This window comes from Flavitalea plasmicola (assembly GCF_030546645.1).
Classification (GTDB): Bacteria; Bacteroidota; Bacteroidia; order Chitinophagales; family Chitinophagaceae; genus Puia.
Genome location: NZ_JAUOTO010000008.1, coordinates 241,237 through 262,068, shown reverse-complemented (window position 1 = coordinate 262,068; position 20,832 = coordinate 241,237). Strand labels below are relative to the sequence as shown.

Annotated in this window: 21 protein-coding genes and 1 other RNA gene; 9 read left to right on the top strand and 13 right to left on the bottom strand. The window is 52.4% G+C overall.

Going from position 1 to position 20,832, the window contains the following annotated elements:
* Positions 1–54: 54 nt before the first annotated feature.
* Genes Q4E93_RS28895 through Q4E93_RS28885 form a run of 3 tightly spaced genes read left to right on the top strand, consistent with a single transcriptional unit; the run spans position 55 to position 3,773 of the window.
* Complete coding sequence (locus tag Q4E93_RS28895; protein ID WP_303591324.1) at positions 55–1,746, top strand: amino acid permease; 1,692 nt, start codon at positions 55–57, stop codon at positions 1,744–1,746.
* 9 nt (positions 1,747–1,755) lie between these two features.
* A complete protein-coding gene (locus Q4E93_RS28890) occupies positions 1,756–2,799 on the top strand; it encodes a Smr/MutS family protein (protein ID WP_303591322.1) in 1,044 nt (347 codons plus the stop codon).
* Between the two features lie 59 nt (positions 2,800–2,858).
* Positions 2,859–3,773, top strand: coding sequence for a hydroxypyruvate isomerase family protein (locus Q4E93_RS28885; protein ID WP_303591320.1), 915 nt, complete (start codon positions 2,859–2,861; stop codon positions 3,771–3,773).
* Between the two features lie 37 nt (positions 3,774–3,810).
* Here Q4E93_RS28885 and Q4E93_RS28880 read toward each other — a convergent pair whose 3' ends face one another.
* The 3 genes from Q4E93_RS28880 to Q4E93_RS28870 are packed head-to-tail and all read right to left on the bottom strand — an operon-like array spanning position 3,811 to position 7,096.
* Complete coding sequence (locus Q4E93_RS28880) at positions 3,811–5,139, bottom strand: Gfo/Idh/MocA family protein (protein WP_303591318.1); 1,329 nt, start codon at positions 5,137–5,139, stop codon at positions 3,811–3,813.
* Positions 5,140–5,181: 42 nt separating this feature from the next.
* A complete protein-coding gene (locus tag Q4E93_RS28875; RefSeq protein WP_303591316.1) occupies positions 5,182–6,084 on the bottom strand; it encodes a formylglycine-generating enzyme family protein in 903 nt (300 codons plus the stop codon).
* Positions 6,085–6,100: 16 nt separating this feature from the next.
* Entirely contained in the window at positions 6,101–7,096 is a 996-nt protein-coding gene (locus Q4E93_RS28870) for an FAD:protein FMN transferase (RefSeq protein WP_303591314.1), read from the bottom strand.
* 24 nt (positions 7,097–7,120) lie between these two features.
* Here Q4E93_RS28870 and rnpB point away from each other — a divergent pair.
* Positions 7,121–7,488, top strand: an RNA gene (gene rnpB / locus Q4E93_RS28865) — RNase P RNA component class A.
* Between the two features lie 2 nt (positions 7,489–7,490).
* On the opposite strand, the gene Q4E93_RS28860 is transcribed toward rnpB, so the two are convergent.
* From Q4E93_RS28860 to Q4E93_RS28845, 4 genes are read right to left on the bottom strand one after another with little or no spacing between them, the layout of a single operon-like run.
* Positions 7,491–8,432 carry a CPBP family intramembrane glutamic endopeptidase gene (locus Q4E93_RS28860; RefSeq protein ID WP_303591313.1) on the bottom strand — a complete coding sequence of 314 codons (942 nt, stop codon included), beginning with the start codon at positions 8,430–8,432 and terminating at the stop codon, positions 7,491–7,493.
* 13 nt (positions 8,433–8,445) lie between these two features.
* Complete coding sequence (gene plsX, locus Q4E93_RS28855) at positions 8,446–9,387, bottom strand: phosphate acyltransferase PlsX (RefSeq protein ID WP_303591311.1); 942 nt, start codon at positions 9,385–9,387, stop codon at positions 8,446–8,448.
* 5 nt (positions 9,388–9,392) lie between these two features.
* Positions 9,393–9,584, bottom strand: coding sequence for a 50S ribosomal protein L32 (rpmF, locus tag Q4E93_RS28850; protein ID WP_303591310.1), 192 nt, complete (start codon positions 9,582–9,584; stop codon positions 9,393–9,395).
* 30 nt (positions 9,585–9,614) lie between these two features.
* Positions 9,615–10,160 (bottom strand): YceD family protein, encoded by a 546-nt coding sequence (locus tag Q4E93_RS28845; protein WP_303591309.1) that lies wholly within the window; start codon positions 10,158–10,160, stop codon positions 9,615–9,617.
* A 113-nt stretch (positions 10,161–10,273) separates the two neighbouring features.
* On the opposite strand from Q4E93_RS28845, the gene Q4E93_RS28840 reads away from it, so the two are divergent.
* The 4 genes from Q4E93_RS28840 to Q4E93_RS28825 all read left to right on the top strand — a co-directional run bounded on the left by Q4E93_RS28840 (position 10,274) and on the right by Q4E93_RS28825 (position 13,743).
* Positions 10,274–10,951 (top strand): response regulator transcription factor, encoded by a 678-nt coding sequence (locus Q4E93_RS28840; protein ID WP_303591308.1) that lies wholly within the window; start codon positions 10,274–10,276, stop codon positions 10,949–10,951.
* Positions 10,948–12,216, top strand: coding sequence for a sensor histidine kinase (locus Q4E93_RS28835; RefSeq protein ID WP_303591307.1), 1,269 nt, complete (start codon positions 10,948–10,950; stop codon positions 12,214–12,216). The genes Q4E93_RS28840 and Q4E93_RS28835 overlap by 4 nt, the downstream gene beginning before the upstream one ends.
* 70 nt (positions 12,217–12,286) lie before the next feature.
* Positions 12,287–13,195, top strand: coding sequence for a prohibitin family protein (locus Q4E93_RS28830; RefSeq protein WP_303591306.1), 909 nt, complete (start codon positions 12,287–12,289; stop codon positions 13,193–13,195).
* A 26-nt stretch (positions 13,196–13,221) separates the two neighbouring features.
* Positions 13,222–13,743, top strand: a complete 522-nt coding sequence (locus Q4E93_RS28825; RefSeq protein ID WP_303591303.1) for a GNAT family N-acetyltransferase — start codon at positions 13,222–13,224, stop codon at positions 13,741–13,743.
* On the opposite strand, the gene Q4E93_RS28820 is transcribed toward Q4E93_RS28825, so the two are convergent.
* The 6 genes from Q4E93_RS28820 to Q4E93_RS28795 all read right to left on the bottom strand — a co-directional run bounded on the left by Q4E93_RS28820 (position 13,738) and on the right by Q4E93_RS28795 (position 20,319).
* Positions 13,738–14,346 carry a GNAT family N-acetyltransferase gene (locus tag Q4E93_RS28820; RefSeq protein ID WP_303591301.1) on the bottom strand — a complete coding sequence of 203 codons (609 nt, stop codon included), beginning with the start codon at positions 14,344–14,346 and terminating at the stop codon, positions 13,738–13,740. The genes Q4E93_RS28825 and Q4E93_RS28820 overlap by 6 nt on opposite strands.
* A gap of 81 nt (positions 14,347–14,427) precedes the next feature.
* Complete coding sequence (gene bglX / locus Q4E93_RS28815) at positions 14,428–16,656, bottom strand: beta-glucosidase BglX (RefSeq protein WP_303591300.1); 2,229 nt, start codon at positions 16,654–16,656, stop codon at positions 14,428–14,430.
* Positions 16,657–16,695: 39 nt separating this feature from the next.
* A complete protein-coding gene (locus Q4E93_RS28810; protein WP_303591299.1) occupies positions 16,696–17,292 on the bottom strand; it encodes a hypothetical protein in 597 nt (198 codons plus the stop codon).
* A 49-nt stretch (positions 17,293–17,341) separates the two neighbouring features.
* Complete coding sequence (locus Q4E93_RS28805; protein ID WP_303591298.1) at positions 17,342–18,055, bottom strand: LytR/AlgR family response regulator transcription factor; 714 nt, start codon at positions 18,053–18,055, stop codon at positions 17,342–17,344.
* Positions 18,052–19,095 carry a sensor histidine kinase gene (locus Q4E93_RS28800; RefSeq protein ID WP_303591297.1) on the bottom strand — a complete coding sequence of 348 codons (1,044 nt, stop codon included), beginning with the start codon at positions 19,093–19,095 and terminating at the stop codon, positions 18,052–18,054. The genes Q4E93_RS28805 and Q4E93_RS28800 overlap by 4 nt, the downstream gene beginning before the upstream one ends.
* 9 nt (positions 19,096–19,104) lie before the next feature.
* Positions 19,105–20,319, bottom strand: coding sequence for an acyltransferase family protein (locus Q4E93_RS28795; protein ID WP_303591295.1), 1,215 nt, complete (start codon positions 20,317–20,319; stop codon positions 19,105–19,107).
* Between the two features lie 153 nt (positions 20,320–20,472).
* Between Q4E93_RS28795 and Q4E93_RS28790 the strand changes: the two genes are divergently transcribed.
* Complete coding sequence (locus tag Q4E93_RS28790) at positions 20,473–20,829, top strand: hypothetical protein (RefSeq protein ID WP_303591293.1); 357 nt, start codon at positions 20,473–20,475, stop codon at positions 20,827–20,829.
* Positions 20,830–20,832 lie beyond the last annotated feature (3 nt).

Sequence of the window (20,832 nt, the reverse complement as noted above, 5' to 3'; positions counted from 1 at the left end):
GGTAAATGTAAACCTTTTTCCTTATTTTACCGCCCGTAATCAAACTACTGGTGGATGTCCAATTCATTATTGCGGAAAAAGTCACTGGAAAAAATTCAAAAGGATGCGGCGGAAGGGATCTCGGATGGCCATGGTGGCGGGGGATTAAAAAAAGTGTTGAACGTACGTGATCTGACCTTTATGGGGATTGCTGCCGTCGTAGGGGCGGGCATCTTCTCCACCATCGGTACGGCAGCTTATAATGGCGGGCCGGGCATCGCCCTCCTGTTCGTACTCACGGCCATTACCTGTGGTTTTTCCGCGCTTTGCTATGCTGAGTTTGCCAGCCGTATCCCCATTGCCGGCAGCGCCTATACGTATGCGTATGTCTCATTCGGCGAGCTGGTGGCCTGGATCATCGGCTGGGCCCTTATCCTGGAATACGCCATCGGCAATATCGTCGTGGCCATCTCCTGGAGCGGCTATTTCAACAATCTGCTGGAAGGTTTTAATATCCATCTTCCCGGCTGGACGGTGATAGATCCCAGCACGGCGCATGCGGCTTATCTTAAAGCACAGGAGGCCCTTGCTGCGCACCTGCCACTGGACGAGGCGCGGCGTGAGGCCATCGATGCCTGGAATTCCGCTCCCGTCATCATGGGTAAACATATCTTTGTCAACCTGCCGGCTTTCTTTATCGTATGTATCATCTCCGTCATCACCTACATCGGTATTTCCGAGAGTAAGAAGACCACCAATTTCATGGTGATGTTCAAGATCGCCGTTATTATACTCGTGATCATCATCGGCTTTTTCTTTGTCAAGACAGCCAACTGGAATCCTTTTCTGCCCAATGGGTTCACCGGGGTATTGAAGGGGGTGTCGGCGGTCTTTTATGCATACATCGGTTTTGACGCCATCTCCACCACGGCGGAGGAGTGTACCAATGCCCAGCGGGATCTTCCCAAGGGTATGCTGTATTCCCTGCTGATCTGTACGGTGCTGTATATTCTCATTGCACTGGTGCTGACGGGGATGGTACCTTTTTTCAAGCTGAATGTCACCGATCCGCTGGCCTTTGTTTTCAATGAGGTCCATCAGAAATGGATCGGTTATTTCATCTCCGTCAGCGCCGTGGTCGCCACTACGAGCGTGCTGCTGGTATTCCAGCTGGGCCAGCCCCGCATATGGATGAGCATGAGCCGGGATGGCCTGTTGCCAAAAGCTTTCGGGAAGATCCATCCCAAGTTTAAAACGCCCTGGTTCTCCACCATCATCACCGGGCTGCTGGTGGCCATACCCACGCTCTTCCTGGAAAGCTCCCTGATGACGGAGCTGACGAGCATCGGGACCCTGTTTGCCTTCGTGCTGGTGTCGGGCGGGGTACTGTTCCTTCCCCGTATCCAGGGTAGTACGAAAAAGGGTTTCCGCTTGCCTTATATCAACGGGCAATGGATCGTGCCCATTCTCTACCTGCTGTTCCTGTTCCTTTTTCGCAACCGGCTGGAGAATGCCCTGCAGCATCTCCGCGGTGTGGATCTTCAGGAGGTCCTCTTTATCATTTATACCCTGCTGGCTGGCGTAGCGACCATTGCCACTGTAGTGAAGAAATATTCTGTCATTCCCGTACTGGGTGTGCTTTTCTGCGCATACCTGCTGATCGAGATCGGCGCCATTGCCTGGATCTGGTTCTTTGTGTGGATGGGCATTGGGCTGGTGATCTATTTCCTCTATGGATACCGGCGGAGCCGATTGAAAATTTCGTAGCTTCGCAGCATGAAATTCCAGGTAGGGGACAAGGTTGTTATCCAGCATTCCAGCGATGAAGGGGAAGTAGTAGAGATCCTCAATGACAAAATGGTATTGGTGGACGTTCGTGGCGTTCGTTTTCCCGCTTACACCGATCAATTGGATTTCCCTTATTTCAAGCGGTTCTCGGAAAAAAAAATCCCTCCGCCGGATAAGAAGCCAAAAAAATATGTCGACCAGCTGCCTCCGGAGAAACTGCAGCCCAACCAGAAAAAGGAGCGTATCGCCAAACTGGCGGATGGTGTGTGGCTGACCTTTCTGCCTGTATTCGACAACGACGAATTCGGGGACGATGTCGTGGAAAGCCTGAAGGTCCACCTGGTGAACAACACGCAGGCAGGGTATCATTTTTCTTATCACCTGAACTATTTTGGAAGCAGTGAATTCGACCTGGACAACCAGATCCATCCTTTCCAGGATTTCTATATCCATGATATTCCTTTTGCCAATCTCAATGACAACCCTGTTTTCGAATGTGAGTTTTCCCTTCTCACGCCGGATAAGGGCAAGGCGGATCATTACGAGACTTCGCTTAAGCCGAGGGCAAAACAGGTGTTCAGCCGGATCGAGGAAATAAAAAAGAAGGGCGAGGCTACTTTTTCCTTTCCGCTTTTCGAGACTTATCCCAATAAAGAGGTGGAGGAATCCGTCGTTGACACGGGCATCCTGTCGGGTTCCGGATTCCGGATCTACGAAGCTTCCCGGGCGCGTCAGCACCTGGAGCCGGCCCGTTCGGAGCTGGATCTTCATATTGAAAAACTCACCGAAAAATGGTCATCCCTGGATAACTTCGAGATCCTCACCTTACAGCTGCAGACCTTCGAGAAGTACTTTGACCTGGCCCTTGCGCATCACCTGCCTTCCATGATCGTCATCCATGGCGTAGGTTCCGGTAAGCTCCGTGACGAGATCCATGAGCTGCTGAGGGCAAAACGGAGGGTGAAAAGCTTTGTCAACCGCTATCATCCCCGTTATGGCTATGGGGCTACGGAGATATTCTTTCAGTATTAGCCTTTCGGAGACCGGGTTTTCTGAAAAAATCCCTAGCTTAGTCCATCATAAAACGATCTATGGAACGCAAACATTTTATCCGGCATTCATTGCTTGCCGGCGCCTCCGTCCTGTCGGGCGCCAGTGTATTGGCCGAGAAGAACAGGAAATCAGCAGCTGGTCAGCCTTTCAATCTTAATTACGGTACGCACGACGGTATGTTCCGTAACAGCGCCGGCGCCGACTTTATCGATCAGATCAAATTCGCCTACGACCAGGGCTTCCGCAGCATTGAAGACAATGGCATGGCCCGCAGGCCGCCCGAGCAACAACAGAAGATAGGGGATACCCTGGCCAGGCTGGGCATGGCGATGGGGGTTTTCGTATTGGATAAGGGTGGTAATGGCGCCAATACGCTGGCTGCGGGTAAACCCGAGCACCTGGAAATATTCCTGAAAGGATGCCGCGAGGCGGTGGAAGTCTCCAAACGATGCGGAGGAGTGCTGACCACCGTGGTGCCGGGTGATTTCGAAAGGCATTTGCCGATGGGCATCCAGACGGGGAATGTCATCGATGCTTTACGCAGGGGCGTGGAGATCCTGGAGCCGCACAAGATCGTCATGGTGCTGGAACCCTTAAGCGATACGCCGGACCTGTTCCTCCGTCATTCCGACCAGACCTATGCGATCTGCAAGGCGGTGAACAGTCCATCCTGCAAGATCCTTTTCGATATGTATCATATGCAGCGGAACGAAGGGAATATCATCCGCAACATCGACCTTACGTATAGTGAGATCGGCTATTTCCAGATAGGAAACAACCCCGGGCGCAACGAACCTACCACGGGGGAGATGGATTATAAGAATATCTTTAAGCATATTTATGAGAAGGGCTACCGGGGTGTACTGGGCATGGAGCATGGGAATGCCCATCCGGGGAAGGAGGGGGAGATGGCGTTGATACAGGCGTATAGGGAGAGTGATAGTTTTAAATAAATAAAAAAAACGTCCGCCAGCTGGCGGACGTTTTTTATTAAAAGAATTTCGTCTGGCCCGGCTCGGGCACCGGATAGAGCCCGCTGGCATCCGGCAAAACAGGCGGCGTCGCATCGAAAGCGTAAGCTGCCGGCATGATATTGATGCCTGAGTTGATAGCCTTATCCCATTCCACGTTCTGGCCGGAATAGGTAGCCATTCTACCCAGGATGGATGTCATGGTGCTCCGGGCGCCTCTTTCTGCGTCCCAGAATTTATATTCCCCTTTTGCAATAGCTTCGAACAGTTCGTCATGTTCATTCTGGTAGGGCTGGTTCTCCGTCTTCTTATCGAATTGATAGATGACATTCCCTTTGTTGTCCACGATGCGGGCGGCGTCGCAGTAGACCCGGCCTTTGGTACCAATGAGGAGCTCGTCCACTTTGCTCATGGTACCTTTCTGATGCCGGCACTGGCTGTTGAGGATGACGCCGTTGCCATATTGGAACTCCACGAAGTGATGATCGTAGATCTGGCCGTAATCCTTTCCTTTCCGCACTTCGCGTCCCCCCATTCCCTGGGCCCGTACGGGGTAGGCTTCCATGGCCCAGTTGATGACGTCGAGGTTATGGATATGCTGTTCGGTGATATGGTCGCCGCAAAGCCATACGAAATAGTACCAGTTGCGCATCTGGTATTCCATTTCCGTCCAGCCGTCCTGACGTGGGTGTACCCAGACCCCGTCGTTGTTCCACCAGGCCTGGGCGGACGTTATTTCCCCGATGGCGCCATCATGTACGCGTTTGATCAGCTCGCGGTAGGAGGCCTGGTAGCGGCGTTGCAGCCCCACCACGACGTTGAGCTTTTTGGCTTTGGCTTTTTCGGCGGCTGCCAGTACCCGTTGTACGCCTGCCGGATCGGTGGCCACGGGTTTTTCCATGAACACCTGTTTGCCCTGGTTGACGGCTTCTTCGAAGTGGATGGGGCGGAAGCCGGGAGGTGTGGCGAGGATCACCACGTCGGCGAGGGCCATGGCCTTTTTATAGGCGTCGAACCCGGTGAATTTATTTTCTTCCTTCACCTGCACCCGGGACTTTTTATCTTCCAGGGCTTCCAGGATGTTGTTGTAGCTGGTGTCCAGCCTGTCTTTAAAGGCATCTGCCATGGCTACCAGCTGTACATTTTGTTTGGTGCTGAGGGCCTGTACCGCGGCTCCTGTGCCACGGCCGCCGCAGCCTATGAGCGCGACCCTGATGGCGCCGGGCGCGCCTGAGAAGAAATTAGCCTGCGAGATCAATGGTGCGGTGAGGATGCTGCCTGCCAGCAGGGAAGATGCTTTAACGAACTCCCTTCTGGTGCGATAAGGTGAACCTGGTTTCTGATCCATAATAACTGCAATTTAAAATGAATGACAAATGAATGACAATGGTTATTTTCTGATCAATAGCTTGTCGTAAAACCCTTCCGCTGCCGCTGCATCCGGCTGCTGCATGGGTCGTATGATCCGGAAGCCGATGAATGGCGCGTCTGCATTCCACCATTTGCTTTTGGGGATCTGCGGGTCGCGCGCATTCCATTTGCGGTCATAAGGGAGGATGGTCTCACAGTGCAGCTGTTCTGCAGGATCATGGAAACTGCCTCCTTTCAGGGTGAGCGGGTCCTGCGTCCATTCCGCAACGTTGCCCAGCATATCATAAAGTCCCCAGGCATTGGGGCGCAGCTCTTTTACTGCATGGTATTTATTGCCGCTGTTGTTGTTGAACCAGCCGAATTGGGGCAGCAGCGTTGCGTCATCCCCAAAAGGATAGGCAGCGGTCGATCCGGCCCGGCAGGCATATTCCCATTCGGCGGCCGTAGGCAGCCGGTAGAATACGCCCGTTTTTTTGTACAGCCATTTGCAGTACATGATGGCGGCATACTGGCTCATGCTGTTGGCAGGGAAGCCGCCGGTCTTGCCCATGCCCAGCGTAAAGTCTATATAGGGAGGGCTTGGCCGGGTGATCCCATCGGGTATGGGCGCTTTGTCCATCGCCTCGTCCTGGAAGAGGACATATTCTTCGTAAGTGACTTCATGCTCTTCCATCCAGAAGGAGTCAATTTTTCCATTGCCCGGTATGGGCGCCATGACGAAGGCGACAGAAGTGCCGGCTATCTGTTGTGTATAAGTCCGGAAAACGGGTTCTCCTGAAAATGTAACCCGTTTTCCGGAGTGATCTGATGTCGGTGATAACGAATCTACGATTCGTTCTGCGCTAAAAGAAGCTTTTGCAGAAAGATGGTCAACCTTGCCGGCGAATAAAGAAACCAGGCAGGCAATCAATAAGGGATTCATGCCCTCAATTTACATACTATTTCTGTAGATAATTTCTAAAACCTGGCGAGGATTTACTGGATATTTTGCCATTTTTCATTTCTGTGACCAGCAGGGCGGTCCCGGGGAGCATCCGGATCAGGCGGAGGGACTTTCTCCAGGGGAGGACGCTGCAGGCGGTAGCCAGCCAGTCGGCGGTGGTGCCATCCCCGGCGAGCGCTGTAACGTTCCGCCGCCGGGTGAGACCGATGCCTGTCGCAGGGTCGACGATGTGCGAATAGCGTTTACCGTTCAGCTCGACGTATTGATAGATATCGCCGGAGGTCGCCACTGCCATATTCTTCAGCAGCAGGAATGAGGGCAGGAGGGTCTCTTTTTCTCCGGGCGCATTGATGCCGATGAGCCAGCCTGCTTTTCCGGGGAGTGTCTGCCCCACGACGATCTTACCTCCTGCATTGACCATTGCAATGGGGAAACCCTGTTGTTCCAAAAGGTCCATCGCTGCCTGCGCCACGAATCCTTTTCCCAGCCCGCCTACATCCAGCTGCATTCCTTTTTTCTCCAGCCATACGGACCGGGTGACGGTATCCAGGCGGAGATACTGGTAGCCTGTTCTTGCCAGTGCTTCCCTGAGCGTCGCAGAATCCGGAAACTGGTGTGTCTTACGGGCCTGGCGCCATAGACGCACAACGGGCCCGATGGTGATATCATAGCTGCCTCCGCTGAGCCGGGCTGCCCGCATCGAGCGCTGGAGGATATCGAAAAGGGCAGGAGAGACGGGTATCCATCGATGCTGGCCACTGGCGGCGCTCAGGCGATTGATCTCGCTGCTGTCGATATAGTCGCTGAGAAGGGCATTCAGCTCTTCGGCTTTATGGAAAGCCGCTTCCGCAGCAGCTGCTGCCGACGCAGAGTCAGTACTGTAGAGCGTGATGGTAAAAGGAGAGCCCATCTCCGGCCGTTGGAACACATACTTTTTCTGTGCCTGTAAGATCTGGGCGGATAACAGGCAGATGACTAATAGGCGTATCATTCATTAAAGATATATCTTTGTAGGGCTACCAACCGGGTCATCGCGCTCTTTGTTCACATAAAGGGGGAGGAAAGTCCGGACAGCACAGGGCAATGCACCGGCTAACGGCCGGGTGGCGCGCAAGCGCCAATAGAGAGTGCCACAGAAAATAACTGTCCGCTACGGCGGATGAGGGTGAAAATGTGGGGTAAGAGCCCACGGCGCCGGCAAGTAATTGCCGGGGCGGGTAAACCTTGCATGCTGAAATGCCACGTATACCGGCGATTGAGGGCGGCCCGTCCGATGCCGGAGGGTAGGCAGCAAGATCCCTGCAGTAATGCAGGGGCCAGATAAATGATGACCACCCCGCCTCCGGCGGGGAACAGGATCCGGCTTACAGGTTGGTAGCTTTTTTTCAGATCCCGCCCAGTACTTCTATTCCCAGCCATCCGCCCATCTCCATGAGCCAGGCCAGGCCCAGGTGTACGATGAGGCCGCCGACGATGGTCCGTGTACGCATGGCGATCACGCCCAGGATCATGCCTCCGAAAAAGGAGGAAATGCATTCTCCCAGCGGCTTGCCGAAATGGATCGTGCAATAGAAGACGGCCATGGGAAGGATGGCTTTCTCTCCTGCATAGCGGGATAGTCCTATTACCAGCAGTCCCCTGAAGAAAAGTTCGATGGAAAAGAAGTCCAGGCCGTAGGATATCTCATACAGCAGCTGCCAGGGCAGGGGAGAAGGGGTATATGCATTGATGAAAGCGATGTTTTTTACTTTAGGATAGGTATGAAGAAAGTCCGGCCGGGTAGAAGCAAGGGCTATGAGGGGGAGCAGGCATGCCAGGAGAAGGAAATAAGGGCCTGCCCTAAAGTTCTCAATGGTCACGCCGAATTGAGCGGTGATGGAAGTATCATCCCGTTTCAGGATTTTGCGGCAGTACCCCAGCAGCATGCAGAGCAGCAGCAGTTTGGCGGGCAGCTGTAGTATGATGAGCGCATATTTGTCCCATGGGTACCGCCATGCAGGCAGGAAAGGCGACAGGTCCCAATGGATCATCTTTAAGGAAAAGTACAGCGGGGCTGCCAGCAGGATGAGCAGAAAATTTCTCCGGGATGTACGTGTTGCCATGCGCGGAGGGCCCACCAGTCCCCAGGTGAAATAGAAGACAAAACTATAAAAGAAGAAAAAGCTGGAGAGGGAAAGATACCAGGGCTTAAGGTCCCTGATCCGTCTTTCGATGCCGAAAGTATAATTACAGGCGACCAGCGCACCTGTGAAAAAAACGGTAAAGAGTACGCTTTGGAGGGAAAGTTGACGGAGATAATTTTTGAGGTAGGTGATGAAGTCTTTCATGCTTTACCCTCCGTCAGGAAAGAAAGCTCTCCTTCATTTTCCCCAGCAGATCGGTCGCGATCATTTTTTGCGCCAGTACGATCATATTCAGAAAGGCTTTGCTGCGGGATATGCCATGGCCGATGATCACTGGCTTTGTTACGCCCAGGAGGGGAGTGCCACCATACAGCTCGAAGTCAAACCGGTCGAAGTATTCGCTCCGGATATGTTTTTCGAGGCTGATGCCGAAGAGGGACTCGGCCATCTTGAGGATCACGTTGCCCGTAAAGCCTTCACAGACCATTACATCCGCCTTGTCCAGCAACAGGTCGCGTCCTTCGATGTTCCCAATGAAATGGATCTGGCTATTTTCTTTCAGCAAGGGATAGGCGGCTTGTGCAAGGATATTTCCCTTACCTTCTTCCTCGCCGATGTTGAGGAGGCCTACCCGCGGCTGTTCGATGCCTAAGATGTGCCTGGCATACAGGGAGCCCAATACCGCGAACTGGTTAAGGTTCTCTGGCTTACAGTCGGCATTCAGTCCTACGTCCAGCAGGACGCCCGTGCCGCCATTCGTCTTGGGTAAGATGGTGGAAATCGTGGGGCGCTGGATACCTTCGATGGGCTTTAGGCTGTAGAGTGCGCCTACCAGCATAGCGCCGGTGTTGCCGGCACTGATGAAGGCGTCCATCTTGCCGGAGGCCAGCAGGTGGAAGCCAACGGCAATGGAGGATTGCTGTTTTTCCTTCAGGGCCTTCGTGGGATGCTCGTTCATTTCGATCACCTGTGGAGCATGGATCACTTTCACCGACGTAGCGGGAATGGCATACTCCTCCAGCAGGGGATTGATCTGGTTCTCATCTCCCACGAGGTACAGCTTGACGGGGGCCGGAGCAGTTTTCAGGTACTGTTGTACACCCCGGACTGCTTCCAGCGGTGAGAAGTCCCCTCCCATCATGTCTAAGCCAATATTCATGCTGTCTACTTGACCGGTGAGTTCTCAGCTACTACTTTTCCTTTGTAGTACAACTTTCCCTCACTTACGTGTGCGCGATGGCGTACATGGGTCTCTCCGGTGGTGCTGTCCTTGCTCAAGGTTACTTTCTCAGCCTTGTAGTGTGTCCTTCTTTTTGCACTCCGCTGCTGGGAATGTCTCCGTTTCGGATTTGGCATATCAAATCAAATTTATGTACACTTAACTAATTACTTATCTAAATTCCTGAACTTTTCCAACCCTTTCCACAGGGGGTTGGAGGCCTGGTTTTTTTCGCTATCCAGCTTTTTCAGCATTTCCAACACTTCCTTATTACAATAGGGGCCGCCTATTTCCTTCTCATTGCACATGCGCTGCATGGGAATACTAAGGTTGATGAATTCATAGATCCAATCGGATACATGCAGGTGGCTTTCTCCTTTGGATATATAATATACATCCGGGTCTTCCTCCTGCTGATTCATGATCTCCGGGTCTTCCACCAGCTTGACCAGTATGTTGAACTCGTCCCAGAGATCCAGCGGGCGCATGTTGCCACAACGGTCACAGGCAATTTCGACCCGGCCCCCTATCTCGAACTTCAGGAGCATGAAACTGTTCTTCTTGTCGAGGTACAGATTCACATTGGCGTCGCAATTACGGAAGTCCTGCTGCTGATAAGCCTCAAAGAACTTATCGGTAATCCGATAGTTAAACTCATGCATACCAGCCTTAAGGCCCACAAACGCTATTTCAAATTCCCGGCGGCTGCTCATGAGTGCTTTTTAAAGAGCTTGCAAAGGTAATGATAAATAATGAAAAACGAGGGTCAGCCTTCGAATAATTTGCACATTCCGGCCCTTACTGTGGAAAATCTTAACTTGCTGATATGAAGCTTTTGATTGTGGAAGACGAAAAGGCCTTGTCCGACAGCATCAGCAGTTATCTGGAACAGGAAAGTTTCGTCTGCGACCAGGCCGAGACCTATATGGGCGCACTCGCAAAGATAGAGCAATATGATTACGATTGTATTTTATTGGATATCAATCTCCAGGATGGGAATGGCCTGGAATTGCTCAAAGAGTTGAAATCCAATCATAAGGGAGATGGCGTATTGATCATCTCTGCTCGTAACTCATTGGAAGATAAGGTGTCAGGGCTTAAGTTGGGGGCCGACGACTATCTGCCCAAACCTTTTCACCTGTCGGAGCTGGGGGCCCGCGTGGCTGCCATTATCCGGCGGAGGCATTCGGCAGGGAGCAATTTCATACGGCTGGCGGACATACTGATCGATATCCAGGCCCGGGCGGTCATGGTGGATAGCCGACCGCTGGACCTAACCCGGAAGGAGTACCAGCTACTGTTGTATTTTGCCTATAACAAGGGCAGGGTGGTTTCCAAGAACGCCATTGCCGAACATCTGTGGGGCGATGATACAGGGGCAATGGATAATTACGATTTCATATATACGCACATCAAGAACCTGCGCCGCAAGCTGGTGGAAGCGGGCGCCGGGGATTATATTCAATCCGTGTATGGTATGGGATATAAACTGCAGGTTCCGTGAAGCTATTCACGCATTACAGCCGCATTAACTTTCTTGCCAGCATCCTGGCGCTGGCATTAGGCAGCGTCAGCTACTATTTCATCATCCGTACGGTGCTCATTCATCAATTGGACGATACGCTGAAAGTGGAGGAAGCGGAGATACTGAATTATGTGCGGCTGAAGGACCAGCTGCCGGAACCGGCCAATTACCGCGACCAGCAGATAGCGTTTGAGCCGGCGGACAAGGCAGTCGAACGCCAGTTTCAGCATATTTCCCGGCGGGATCCCTACCGCAATAATGAGCGCGGGCCATTTCGTCAGCTGCTTTTCCCCGTCAGTGCGGGCGGTCGGGTGTATACCGTGTCTGTCAGGAAGTCGGAAGTGGAAACAGAGGAAATGCTGCAATGGATCATGTTTGTTACGGCGGGGATGATCCTGTTGCTGCTGGGGATCCTTTTCCTGGCAAACCGCCTGCTGATACGCCGTCTTTGGCAGCCTTTTTATCAGACCCTGGAAGCGTTGAAAAAGTTTAACCTTACCAACAGGGAGCCTTTGCATCATGCGCCTACCTCTATCAGGGAATTCCAGGACCTGCAGCGCGTGGTGGACCATATGACGGGAACGATCCGAAAAGATTACGAAATGTTGAAGGAATTTGCGGACAATGCTTCCCACGAGATGCAGACACCGCTGGCAATTATAAATTCCAAGCTGGACCTGATGATCCAGGACCAGGGATTGGAAGAAAGACATCTCCGGCAACTGCAGGCAATGTATGACGCCGTCAGCCGGATGCGCCAGTTGAACCAATCCCTGCTATTGCTAACGAAAATAGAAAACCATCAATTCGTTCAGGCAGGGCCGGTGGCGCTGGACACGCTCATAAGTGAAAAGCTGGTGCAGCTGGAAGACCTTATACAGGATAAACATCTGACATTGCGTGTCGGCCTTCAGCCCTGCCTGGTACAAATGAATGCCTATTTGTCCGATATCCTGCTGAGCAACCTCCTCGTCAATGCGATCCGGCATAATGAGGAAAAGGGCGCCATCAACATTCAGCTGGGGCCGCATGAGCTGCGCATCAGCAATACCGGCGTTCCATTGCCCTTCGATCCTGCCAGTATCTTCGACCGCTTTACGAAGAGCTCCCAATCCGAGGGCACGGGATTAGGACTGGCCATCGTACGTCAGATCTGCGACAACTATGGTTTCTCTTTGTCATACGTCAACGGGGATGGATGGCATACCATCCGCATCGGGTTTACGCCGGAATATCACGGTTAGGGACCGTTGGACACTCCTTCGGGCCTACCGTTACCGGACATTGTAATTTTACTACTCCAAACCCTTTTTTATGGCACTCCTTATTTTGGGGCTTATCTTTTTCCTCGTGGGAGCCCTCGCGTTACGCCGTCCTTCTTCTTTATCTCCTTATGCCCGTATCCTGCGCCTGGCGGGACTTGGCATTGCTCTTATTGGTGTATTGGCTGCCTGTATCGTTCAGATAGGGGCCGGGGAGATCGGTGTCCAGGTGTTATACGGCAGTGTACAGAACAACGTTCTTCCCAGTGGTCTGCATTTCATCAATCCGCTGGTGAATGTCGTGCATATGGACACCAAGACCCAGAACTATACGATGAGCGCCATTCACAACGAAGGCGCAAAAGAAGGTGATGATGCCATCCGGGTGCTGAGCGCGGATGGGCTGGAAGTCGTTATCGACCTTACAGTATTGTATAAAGTGATCCCTTCGGCTGCTCCCGAGATCCTCCGGCAGACGGGGACCGATTATACAGATAAGATCGTCAGGCCACTCGCCCGTACCAAGATCCGGGACAACGCCGTGTACTATGATGCCGTCTCCCTTTATTCGACCAAAAGAGATGAGTTTCAGACGCGGATCAACAAGAGTATTGAAGACGATTTCCACCGCAGGGGGTTGTTGCTGGAACAGATACTTATTCGCAACATTACGCTTCCTCAGGCCGTCAAGACGAGCATCGAGCAAAAGATCACAGCCGAGCAGGATGCCCAGAAGATGCAATTCGTATTGCAGAAAGAAAGACAGGAGGCTGAAAGGAAAAGAGTGGAGGCCCAGGGCATCGCAGATTACCAGAAAATCATTAGTGAAAGCCTGACCGACCGGCAGCTGCAGTATGAGAGCATCAAGGCGCAGCTGGAGATCGCCAAATCCCCCAATACAAAGATCATCGTGATGGGCAAGGGCAGCGCTCCGGTGATACTGGATACGAAAGGACAGTAGGGATTTTTTTCTTAGATTGCATAACCATGGAATCAACCATACAGATAAGACAGGCTACAGTCGAAGACGCAGCAGTCATTGCCGACATGAGCAGGCGAACTTTTTATGACAGTTTTGCGGCGCAGAATACACCCGAGGATATCGCGCAATATATGGAGACCCAGTTTACCAGGGAATCCCTCATGGCCGAAGTCGGAAGACCCGGCAATATTTTCCTGCTGGCTTACCTGGGTACTAACCCTGTGGGATATGCGCGATTGCTGGAGCATGAGGCGCCGCCGGAAATGGGGCAGGGGCCGGCCATTGAGCTCGTACGTCTTTATGCTGAGCAATCGGCGATCGGGAAGGGAGTGGGCAGCGCCCTTATGCAATCCGCGGTAGATCTGGGCAGGGGAAAAGGGAAAAAATGGTTATGGCTGGGGGTATGGGAACATAACCACCGGGCCATTGCCTTCTATACCAAATGGGGATTTGAAAAATTCGGCGATCATCCTTTTATCCTTGGCAGCGATACGCAGACGGACTGGTGGATGAGAAAGCCTTTATAGCGCCGCCTGCACCATTTCCTGCAACCTCTTCTTTTTTTCGGGCCATTCGTCATCGATGATGCTGAAGACAACGGTATCGCGCCGGGACCCGTCATTGCGGATGGCAAATTTCCGCAGCACACCTTCCTTCAGGCCCCCGATCTTCTCTACTGCCCGTTGGGAACGTATATTCTGGTGAGCTACCCGGAATTCGACCCGGAAAAAACCCAGGTGTTCGAAGGCATATTGCAGGAGGAGCAGCTTACATTCTTTATTATAGACCTTACCCCATACTGCGGGAATATACCAGGTATGGCCGATCTCCAATCGTCTGTCCTTCCATTCGACATTAAAGAAGCGTGTCATGCCGATGATGGTATTGTTGGTACGGATGACAAAAGCCTGGCCGCCCAACTGCGGGAGTCGCAATGCTTCGTCAAAATAAAGATCGAATTGCCTGTCGTACGTGTCGTCGATCAGGAGGGTCTTGGTAAACTCCCAAAGACGTTGGTCCTTTGCCAGCGGCCGGATGAGCTCGCGATCCTCTTCCTGTGCGGGTTCCAGGCAGACGGTGCTGCCTTTCAGCAAAGCTTGGGTCCCGTCGCAAGCGAAAATATTGTTCATATGCAGGGTTTATCTTCCAAACTTAGCGCATTGGCGGAATAAGGGCGGGAGCCAGCTTTGAGAAACCCAGTAGGCCAGCTCTTATTGAAGCAGCTGGAACGTTGCTTCCAGTCTTATATCGTCTGATGCGCTGCCGATCATCAGCTGAAACCTGCCAGGCTGGGTGATGTATTCCAGCTTGTCATTGTAAAAGGCCAGCTTACTCCTGTCGATGGTAAAGCTGACTTTTTTTATCTCTCCGGGGTTTAGCCGCAGTTTGGTAAAATCTTTCAATTCTTTCACGGGCCGCAGCGGCTGCGCAACAATATCCCGGAGGTAAAGCTGCACGATCTCTTCCCCCGCATATTTACCAGTGTTCTGCAGATCGAAGGAGACGGAGATGGATCCATTGACGTGCAGGGAGCTTTTGTCCAGCTGCAGGTTGCTGTATTTGAAATCGGTGTAGCTTAGGCCGTAACCGAAAGCATAGCGGGGGGTGTTTAACAGATCGGTATAGGCCGAAACATAGTTGAGGTCCTTTTCATCTTTAGCCGGCCGGCCTGTATTGAAATGATCATAATAAAGAGGGATCTGACCTATTTCCCGGGGGAAGCTGACGGGCAGCTTGCCGGAGGGGTTATACTTCCCGTAGAGCACATCTGCAATGGCGTTGCCTGCCTGGTTGCCCAGCCACCAGGTATACAGGACAGCGGGTGCATGTTCTGCGGTCCAGTTGAAGATCATGGGACGACCGGCCATCAGCAGCACAACGACCGGCCGTCCTGTAGACAGTACGGCTTTGATCAGCTCTTCCTGCACGCCGGGCAGGTGGATGTCTGCCTTGCTTTTTGCTTCGCCTGTCATATCGGCCCTTTCACCCACAGCCATGATGATGACGTCAGCTTCCCGGGCTTTTGAAAGGGCTTCGGCAAAACCAGCCCGGCTGGTGTCCGTGATATCGCAGCCTTTCGCATACGACAATATAGTGTTACCCGCCTGCTGCTGCATCCCTTCATACAGGGAGACGACATCGTTCAGCGGCCCTACGTCGAGAGACCAGAAGCCTTTCATGTCCTTCTTAGATCGCACCAGGGGGCCAATCAGCGCGATGGACCGGAGCTCACCGGACAAAGGCAGCAGATGGCCCTCGTTCTTTAACAGGACAATGCTTCTCTCTGCCATGTCCCGGGCTGCTGCCACATGCTCTTTTTTATTGAGGACGGCTTTTTCGCGGGCGGGATCACTGAAGCGGAAAGGGTCTTCGAAAAGGCCCAGCTCGAATTTTTTCCGGAGGATCCTCCGTACGGCATCGTCGATCAGGCTGACAGGGACCTTACCCTCCTGCACCAGGCGGGGTAGATTTGCGATGTAGCTTCTGCTTTCCATATCCATGTCGCAGCCTGCCGTGAGGGCGACCCGCGCCGCTTCTTTTTTATCGGCCACATAACCGTGCGGTATCATTTCTCCGACGGAGCCCCAGTCGCTGACGACAAAGCCTGAAAAATGCCATTGCCCCTTAAGGATATTCCTCATCAGGTAGCTATTACCAGTGGCGGGGACGCCATTGAGATCGTTGAATGAATTCATGAAGGTGGCGGCCCCTGCGTCCAGGGCAGCTTTAAAGGGAGGCAGGTAAATCTCCCACAGGGTGCGCAGGCTCATGTCCACGCTGTTGTAATCACGTCCGCCGATGGCGGCTCCATAAGCAGTAAAGTGCTTGGCGCAGGCCATCACCGCATCCAGGTTGCCAAGGCCATTGCCCTGGAAACCTTTTACCCGGGCCCGGGCTATACAAGCGCCCAGGTAAGGGTCTTCGCCGGCGCCTTCCATGATCCGTCCCCAGCGGGGGTCCCTGGCTATGTCCACCATCGGCGCAAAGGTCCAGTGCACACCACCCGCGGCTGCTTCCGTAGCAGCTATGCGTGCCGATCGTTCGATGGCCGGGAGATCCCAGCTGGCGGCTTCGGCCAGCGGAATGGGAAAAGTGACGCTATACCCGTGAATGACATCCTGTCCGAACAATAATGGGATCTTAAGACGGCTTTGTACGGCCGCCTCCTGGAAGGCCCTGGTATGGGCCACGCCCATAATGTTCAGCACCGAACCCACCTTCCCCTGCCGGATGGCTTCCAGCTTATCGTCCACGTCTTTTGTAACGGGACCGGTGGCTTCCCAGTCCCCATTGTACTGATTGAGCTGGCCGATCTTTTCATCCAGCGTCATTTTTTTCAGCAGGGCTTCGATCTTCCGGTCGATGACGGATGATTGGGCGAAGAGCGTGCGGATGGCCGGGAAACACGTAAGTAATAATAGAAGGAAAAACCTGCTCATATTGGCAAACATTGATTTTCCTTCCCAAGATAGTAAATCTTAGAGGACCAGGATCTTTCCCGCATCGATCAAGGGATGCGTGGCATCGGAAATACGATAGAAATAGATGCCTTTGTTCCAGCCGGAGATGGGAATGTCGAAGGCAGTTCCGTTGACCATGAAGCTGCCTACCCGTACGCCTCCCTGGTTGAAAAAATTAATGCTCAGCGGCTGGGAATAGTACGTATCCGCTACATGCAGCGTCCCGCCCATATGCAGGACCGTTGGCTGCAGTACCGGTGGTTTTCTACCCGGCCTGTCCGTTCCCACGACAGGAGAATAAGTGGCGTTGCCGTCCTGGTCAACTATTTTGAGCCTGTAATAATTCACGATGGCGGAAGGATAGCTGTCACCATCCTGGTAGGAATAGTCGCCATCATCGCCTCCTTGCGCCACTACATCATGTAATGGTTCAAAATTCACGTTGTCGGTGGAACGTTCGACAGTATAGTGGGTGGTAAAGCTTTCATTGACCGCCCGCCAGCGGATGATCACCAGATTGTTCTCTCTAAATACCATGAGATCGGATTGGCCGAAAGCGGCTGCGGCTGTCAGCAGACCGCAGGACATCAGGGCCGAAAAATATAGATTCTTCATAAAAACCTGATTTCATGGATCAGCCGCAAATAGAATGCCCGGGTAAGGCCTACCGTTTCAATAACTTACTGTTAACGATCTTCTCCATGATCTCATCCTTCTGATATTTGCTGATGGGTACCTGGTGCTGGGATACGTGGAGGATATTCCCCTCGATGGAGTTGATCTTCCCGATGGAGACCACATACGATTTATGCGGCTGGATAAAGGCTCCTGCCGGCAGCTTTTCCTGCAGCATCTTAAGCGTCAGGTGCGTGATGATCTTTCGTTCCCCGGTGTGGATGGCTACATAGTTTTCCAGGGCTTCCACAAAAAGGATATCAGAGAAGTGGATCTTTTCCAGCTTGCTATCCGCCTTGACAAAGATATAATCCGCCCCTGCCGCCGGGGCCTGCAGCCCCCGGAAATAGTCGAAAGCCTTATTGGCCGCCCGCATAAACCGTTCGAATGAAATGGGTTTCAGCAGGTAGTCCAGCACTTCCAGCTCAAATCCCTGTAAGGCATATTTCTCATAGGCTGTCGTGAAAATGACCTTCGGAGGCGCCGTAATATTTTTCAGGAAATCGATGCCTGTGACATAAGGCATTTCGATGTCCAGGAAAAGCAGGTCCACGGGCTCCTTCTTAAGAAGTGAATTCAGCTCCAGGGCATTCTCGCACATGCCTTTCAACTCCAGGAAATCTATCTGTTCCATATACCCTTGCAAACCTTTACGGGCAAAAGGCTCATCGTCAGTAATGACGCATTTGATCTTGTCGTTCATGCATTTAAATTTAGGACGATATTGGCAAGGAATTCATTGTCTTTTTTTTCTATGTGCAGGCGATGTTTTTCCGGATACAGCAGCTGCAGCCTCCTGCGGAGGTTCTCCAGTCCGATGCCTCCGGCCTTTTCGGTCGGGATAGGTACTTTTTCCGGGACTGCATTGGCTACGCTGAAGAGAAGTTGGTTCTCATCGACCGTCGCTTCGATGCGGATCCAATAATCACCTCCGACATATTTGAATGCATTCTCCACCAGCGGCAGCATCAGCAGGGGATAGATCTGCTGTCCGTTCAATTTGCCGTCGAAGCGAACGTCGAGCCGCAGTTTTTCCGAAGAACGGATCTCCTGCAGCTCGATAAAATTCCGGAGATACCGTATTTCCTGGCTGACGGGTACAGTCTGCTGTTGATCATATAGCTGATAGCGCAGCAGCTCCGAAAATTTCTCCACGCTTTTCTTGGCTTCCCCAACATTTTCATCCATCTGGAAATAGATGGTGTTCAATGCATTAAAAAGGAAATGAGGATGGTATTGCGCTTTCAGGAACTTCAGCTCCGTCTGCAGCTTGTCATTGGTGATCTTTTCCAGTTGGATCTTTCCGTCAATATAAGCTTTCAGGAAGGTACGGCTGCGCATGATGCCGTAATAGATCAGCACATACAGGAGAGGGATCGTATTGATATCCGCGATGTCGTACCATTGGGCGCCATCATCCGTCAGCGCGCAGAAGGTCGTCAGAAATACATTCTGGAAGACGAAGTTTACCAGGAATACGTAGAGTAATTCCCGGATGATCCTGCGGCTGCTGTATCGTTCGTGGGGCCAGCGTTTATCAAACCAGCGGAACAGGCTTTGGAAGACCCATACGAAGAGGTAGCTGATCAGGACGCAATAGACTACTTCCAACGAAGTCTGTCCCCATCTTTTTCTTTCCCAGAACTTCATACCCGTGACGGAGTCCAGCAGGAGGCGGATGGTGAAATAGACGATCATCCCATACAAAGGAGGAAAAAAATATTTCCATAATCGGTTCTGCATATGCACAAGTTAAAGGATATTTTTCAGCAAGGGAATCCTTCTCAGCAATACCGCACTGAGGACATAGGTGACCAGGATGCTGAGCAGGGTCAACAGTAGAAATTTCAGCAGCAGCGGCCAATGCAGGCCCACCATCATCTTGCTGAGCGCTATCAGCACAGGCGTATGGAACACGTATACGGCAAATGCGTTCCTGGAGCAGAAGCCGGCCAGCTTTCCCTGTCGGTAAAAGCGTTCCCGGAACCAGAGGAGGAGAAAGATAGAGATGCCTACGCCTGCCAGCTGCTCCCGGCAGCATTCCAGAAGGCTCTGCCAGTGAAGGCCGCCCTGGTAAGGCGCCAGATCACCTTTCAGGGCTCCACCCAGGATGATCCCTGCGATCCACAAAGTCAATCCTCCGAATAGGGCGGCCCGCCCCCAGTATTTACCCATGCTGGAAGGGAATCTGTTTAGCCAGTCCTGTCTATAGGCCAGAATGCCGGCGCTGAAGAAAAAAACGTATTGGGAGAAATAACAGAACTGAAGGTTGTAGAAATTGGTGCCGTTGGGCCAGGGAATCCTTACGAGGAAGGATGACCCCGCGATAAGGGCGATAAATACCCAAATGAGGCTGGTTCCCGGTAGCCGGCGGATCTTGCTGGCGGATGACCCCACCGTGCCCATCCTGCCCCGCAGCACTCTATAAAGGGTATAGACGGCGCAAAAGATGAGCAGCGCTTCACAGAACCATAGGGGGCCTGTGCCGCCCATCCACCGGCCATCGCTGATATAATGGCTGTAGATACCTTTAAAAGTAACACCGGAAGAAGGGCTGTCGAAGAGATAAATGCAGTAGATGGCAACGGGCTGCAGCAGGAATACGAACAAAAGAAGGGGCAGGCCCAACCGGAAAGCCCGGTCTTTTAAGAATCTGATCGCCCCTTTTGAATCGTAGGCGCGTGGAACGAAAAAGCCGGCAATGAAGAAAAGGAAGCCCATGAAGAATGACTGCAGCCAGGCCTGGTAAGTACCAAATACAAAAGTTTCGGGCAGGCTCACGTGGGTGTCTTCCATGAAATACCAGCTTCCCAGGTGGCTATAGGTCACTGCTGCGTGCATACTTAGCACCAGCATGATCATCACCCAGCGAAGATTGTCGATATACAGGAGGCGGCCGGCTGGTTCCAAGGGGGTGCGGACAGGTGGTGGCGCGGGTCTGGAAGTCTTATAAAGCAGTGTTTGCATGATGGTTGTTTTATTATTCCAAAGCTAGCTGCCGGAAAGGCGGGGAGGAAATCTCTTTGACGTCTGGACGGCGGGAAGGGATGAATAGACGGGGCATGGCTTTTGAACGCCATTATCTGGAGCATTTAAACCGGTAATCTAAAACCAATTCGTATGGCAGATGCAAATGTTAAAGATGACATGGCCACCTTGTCCACTGTGCTGGAGAAGCTGCGCCTGCGTAAGGCTGATAATGAGTTCCGATGGACACCCGAGGGATTTACAGCAGGGAAAGGCAAGACCTATCAGCCGGAGGAGCTGTCGATACTAAGGACGTATCGATTTGAGGGCGAATCGAATCCTTCCGACTCTTCGATCTTATATATTATAGAAGCCAATGATCATCTCATCGGCTACAGCCTGGACGCTTATGGCGTCTATAGCAACCACGACGATGAGGAGGGATACGATAATTTTATAAGAAAGATCTCTATAAAGGATCACGGGGACCAGGTCCTGACGGATATTTGAGGA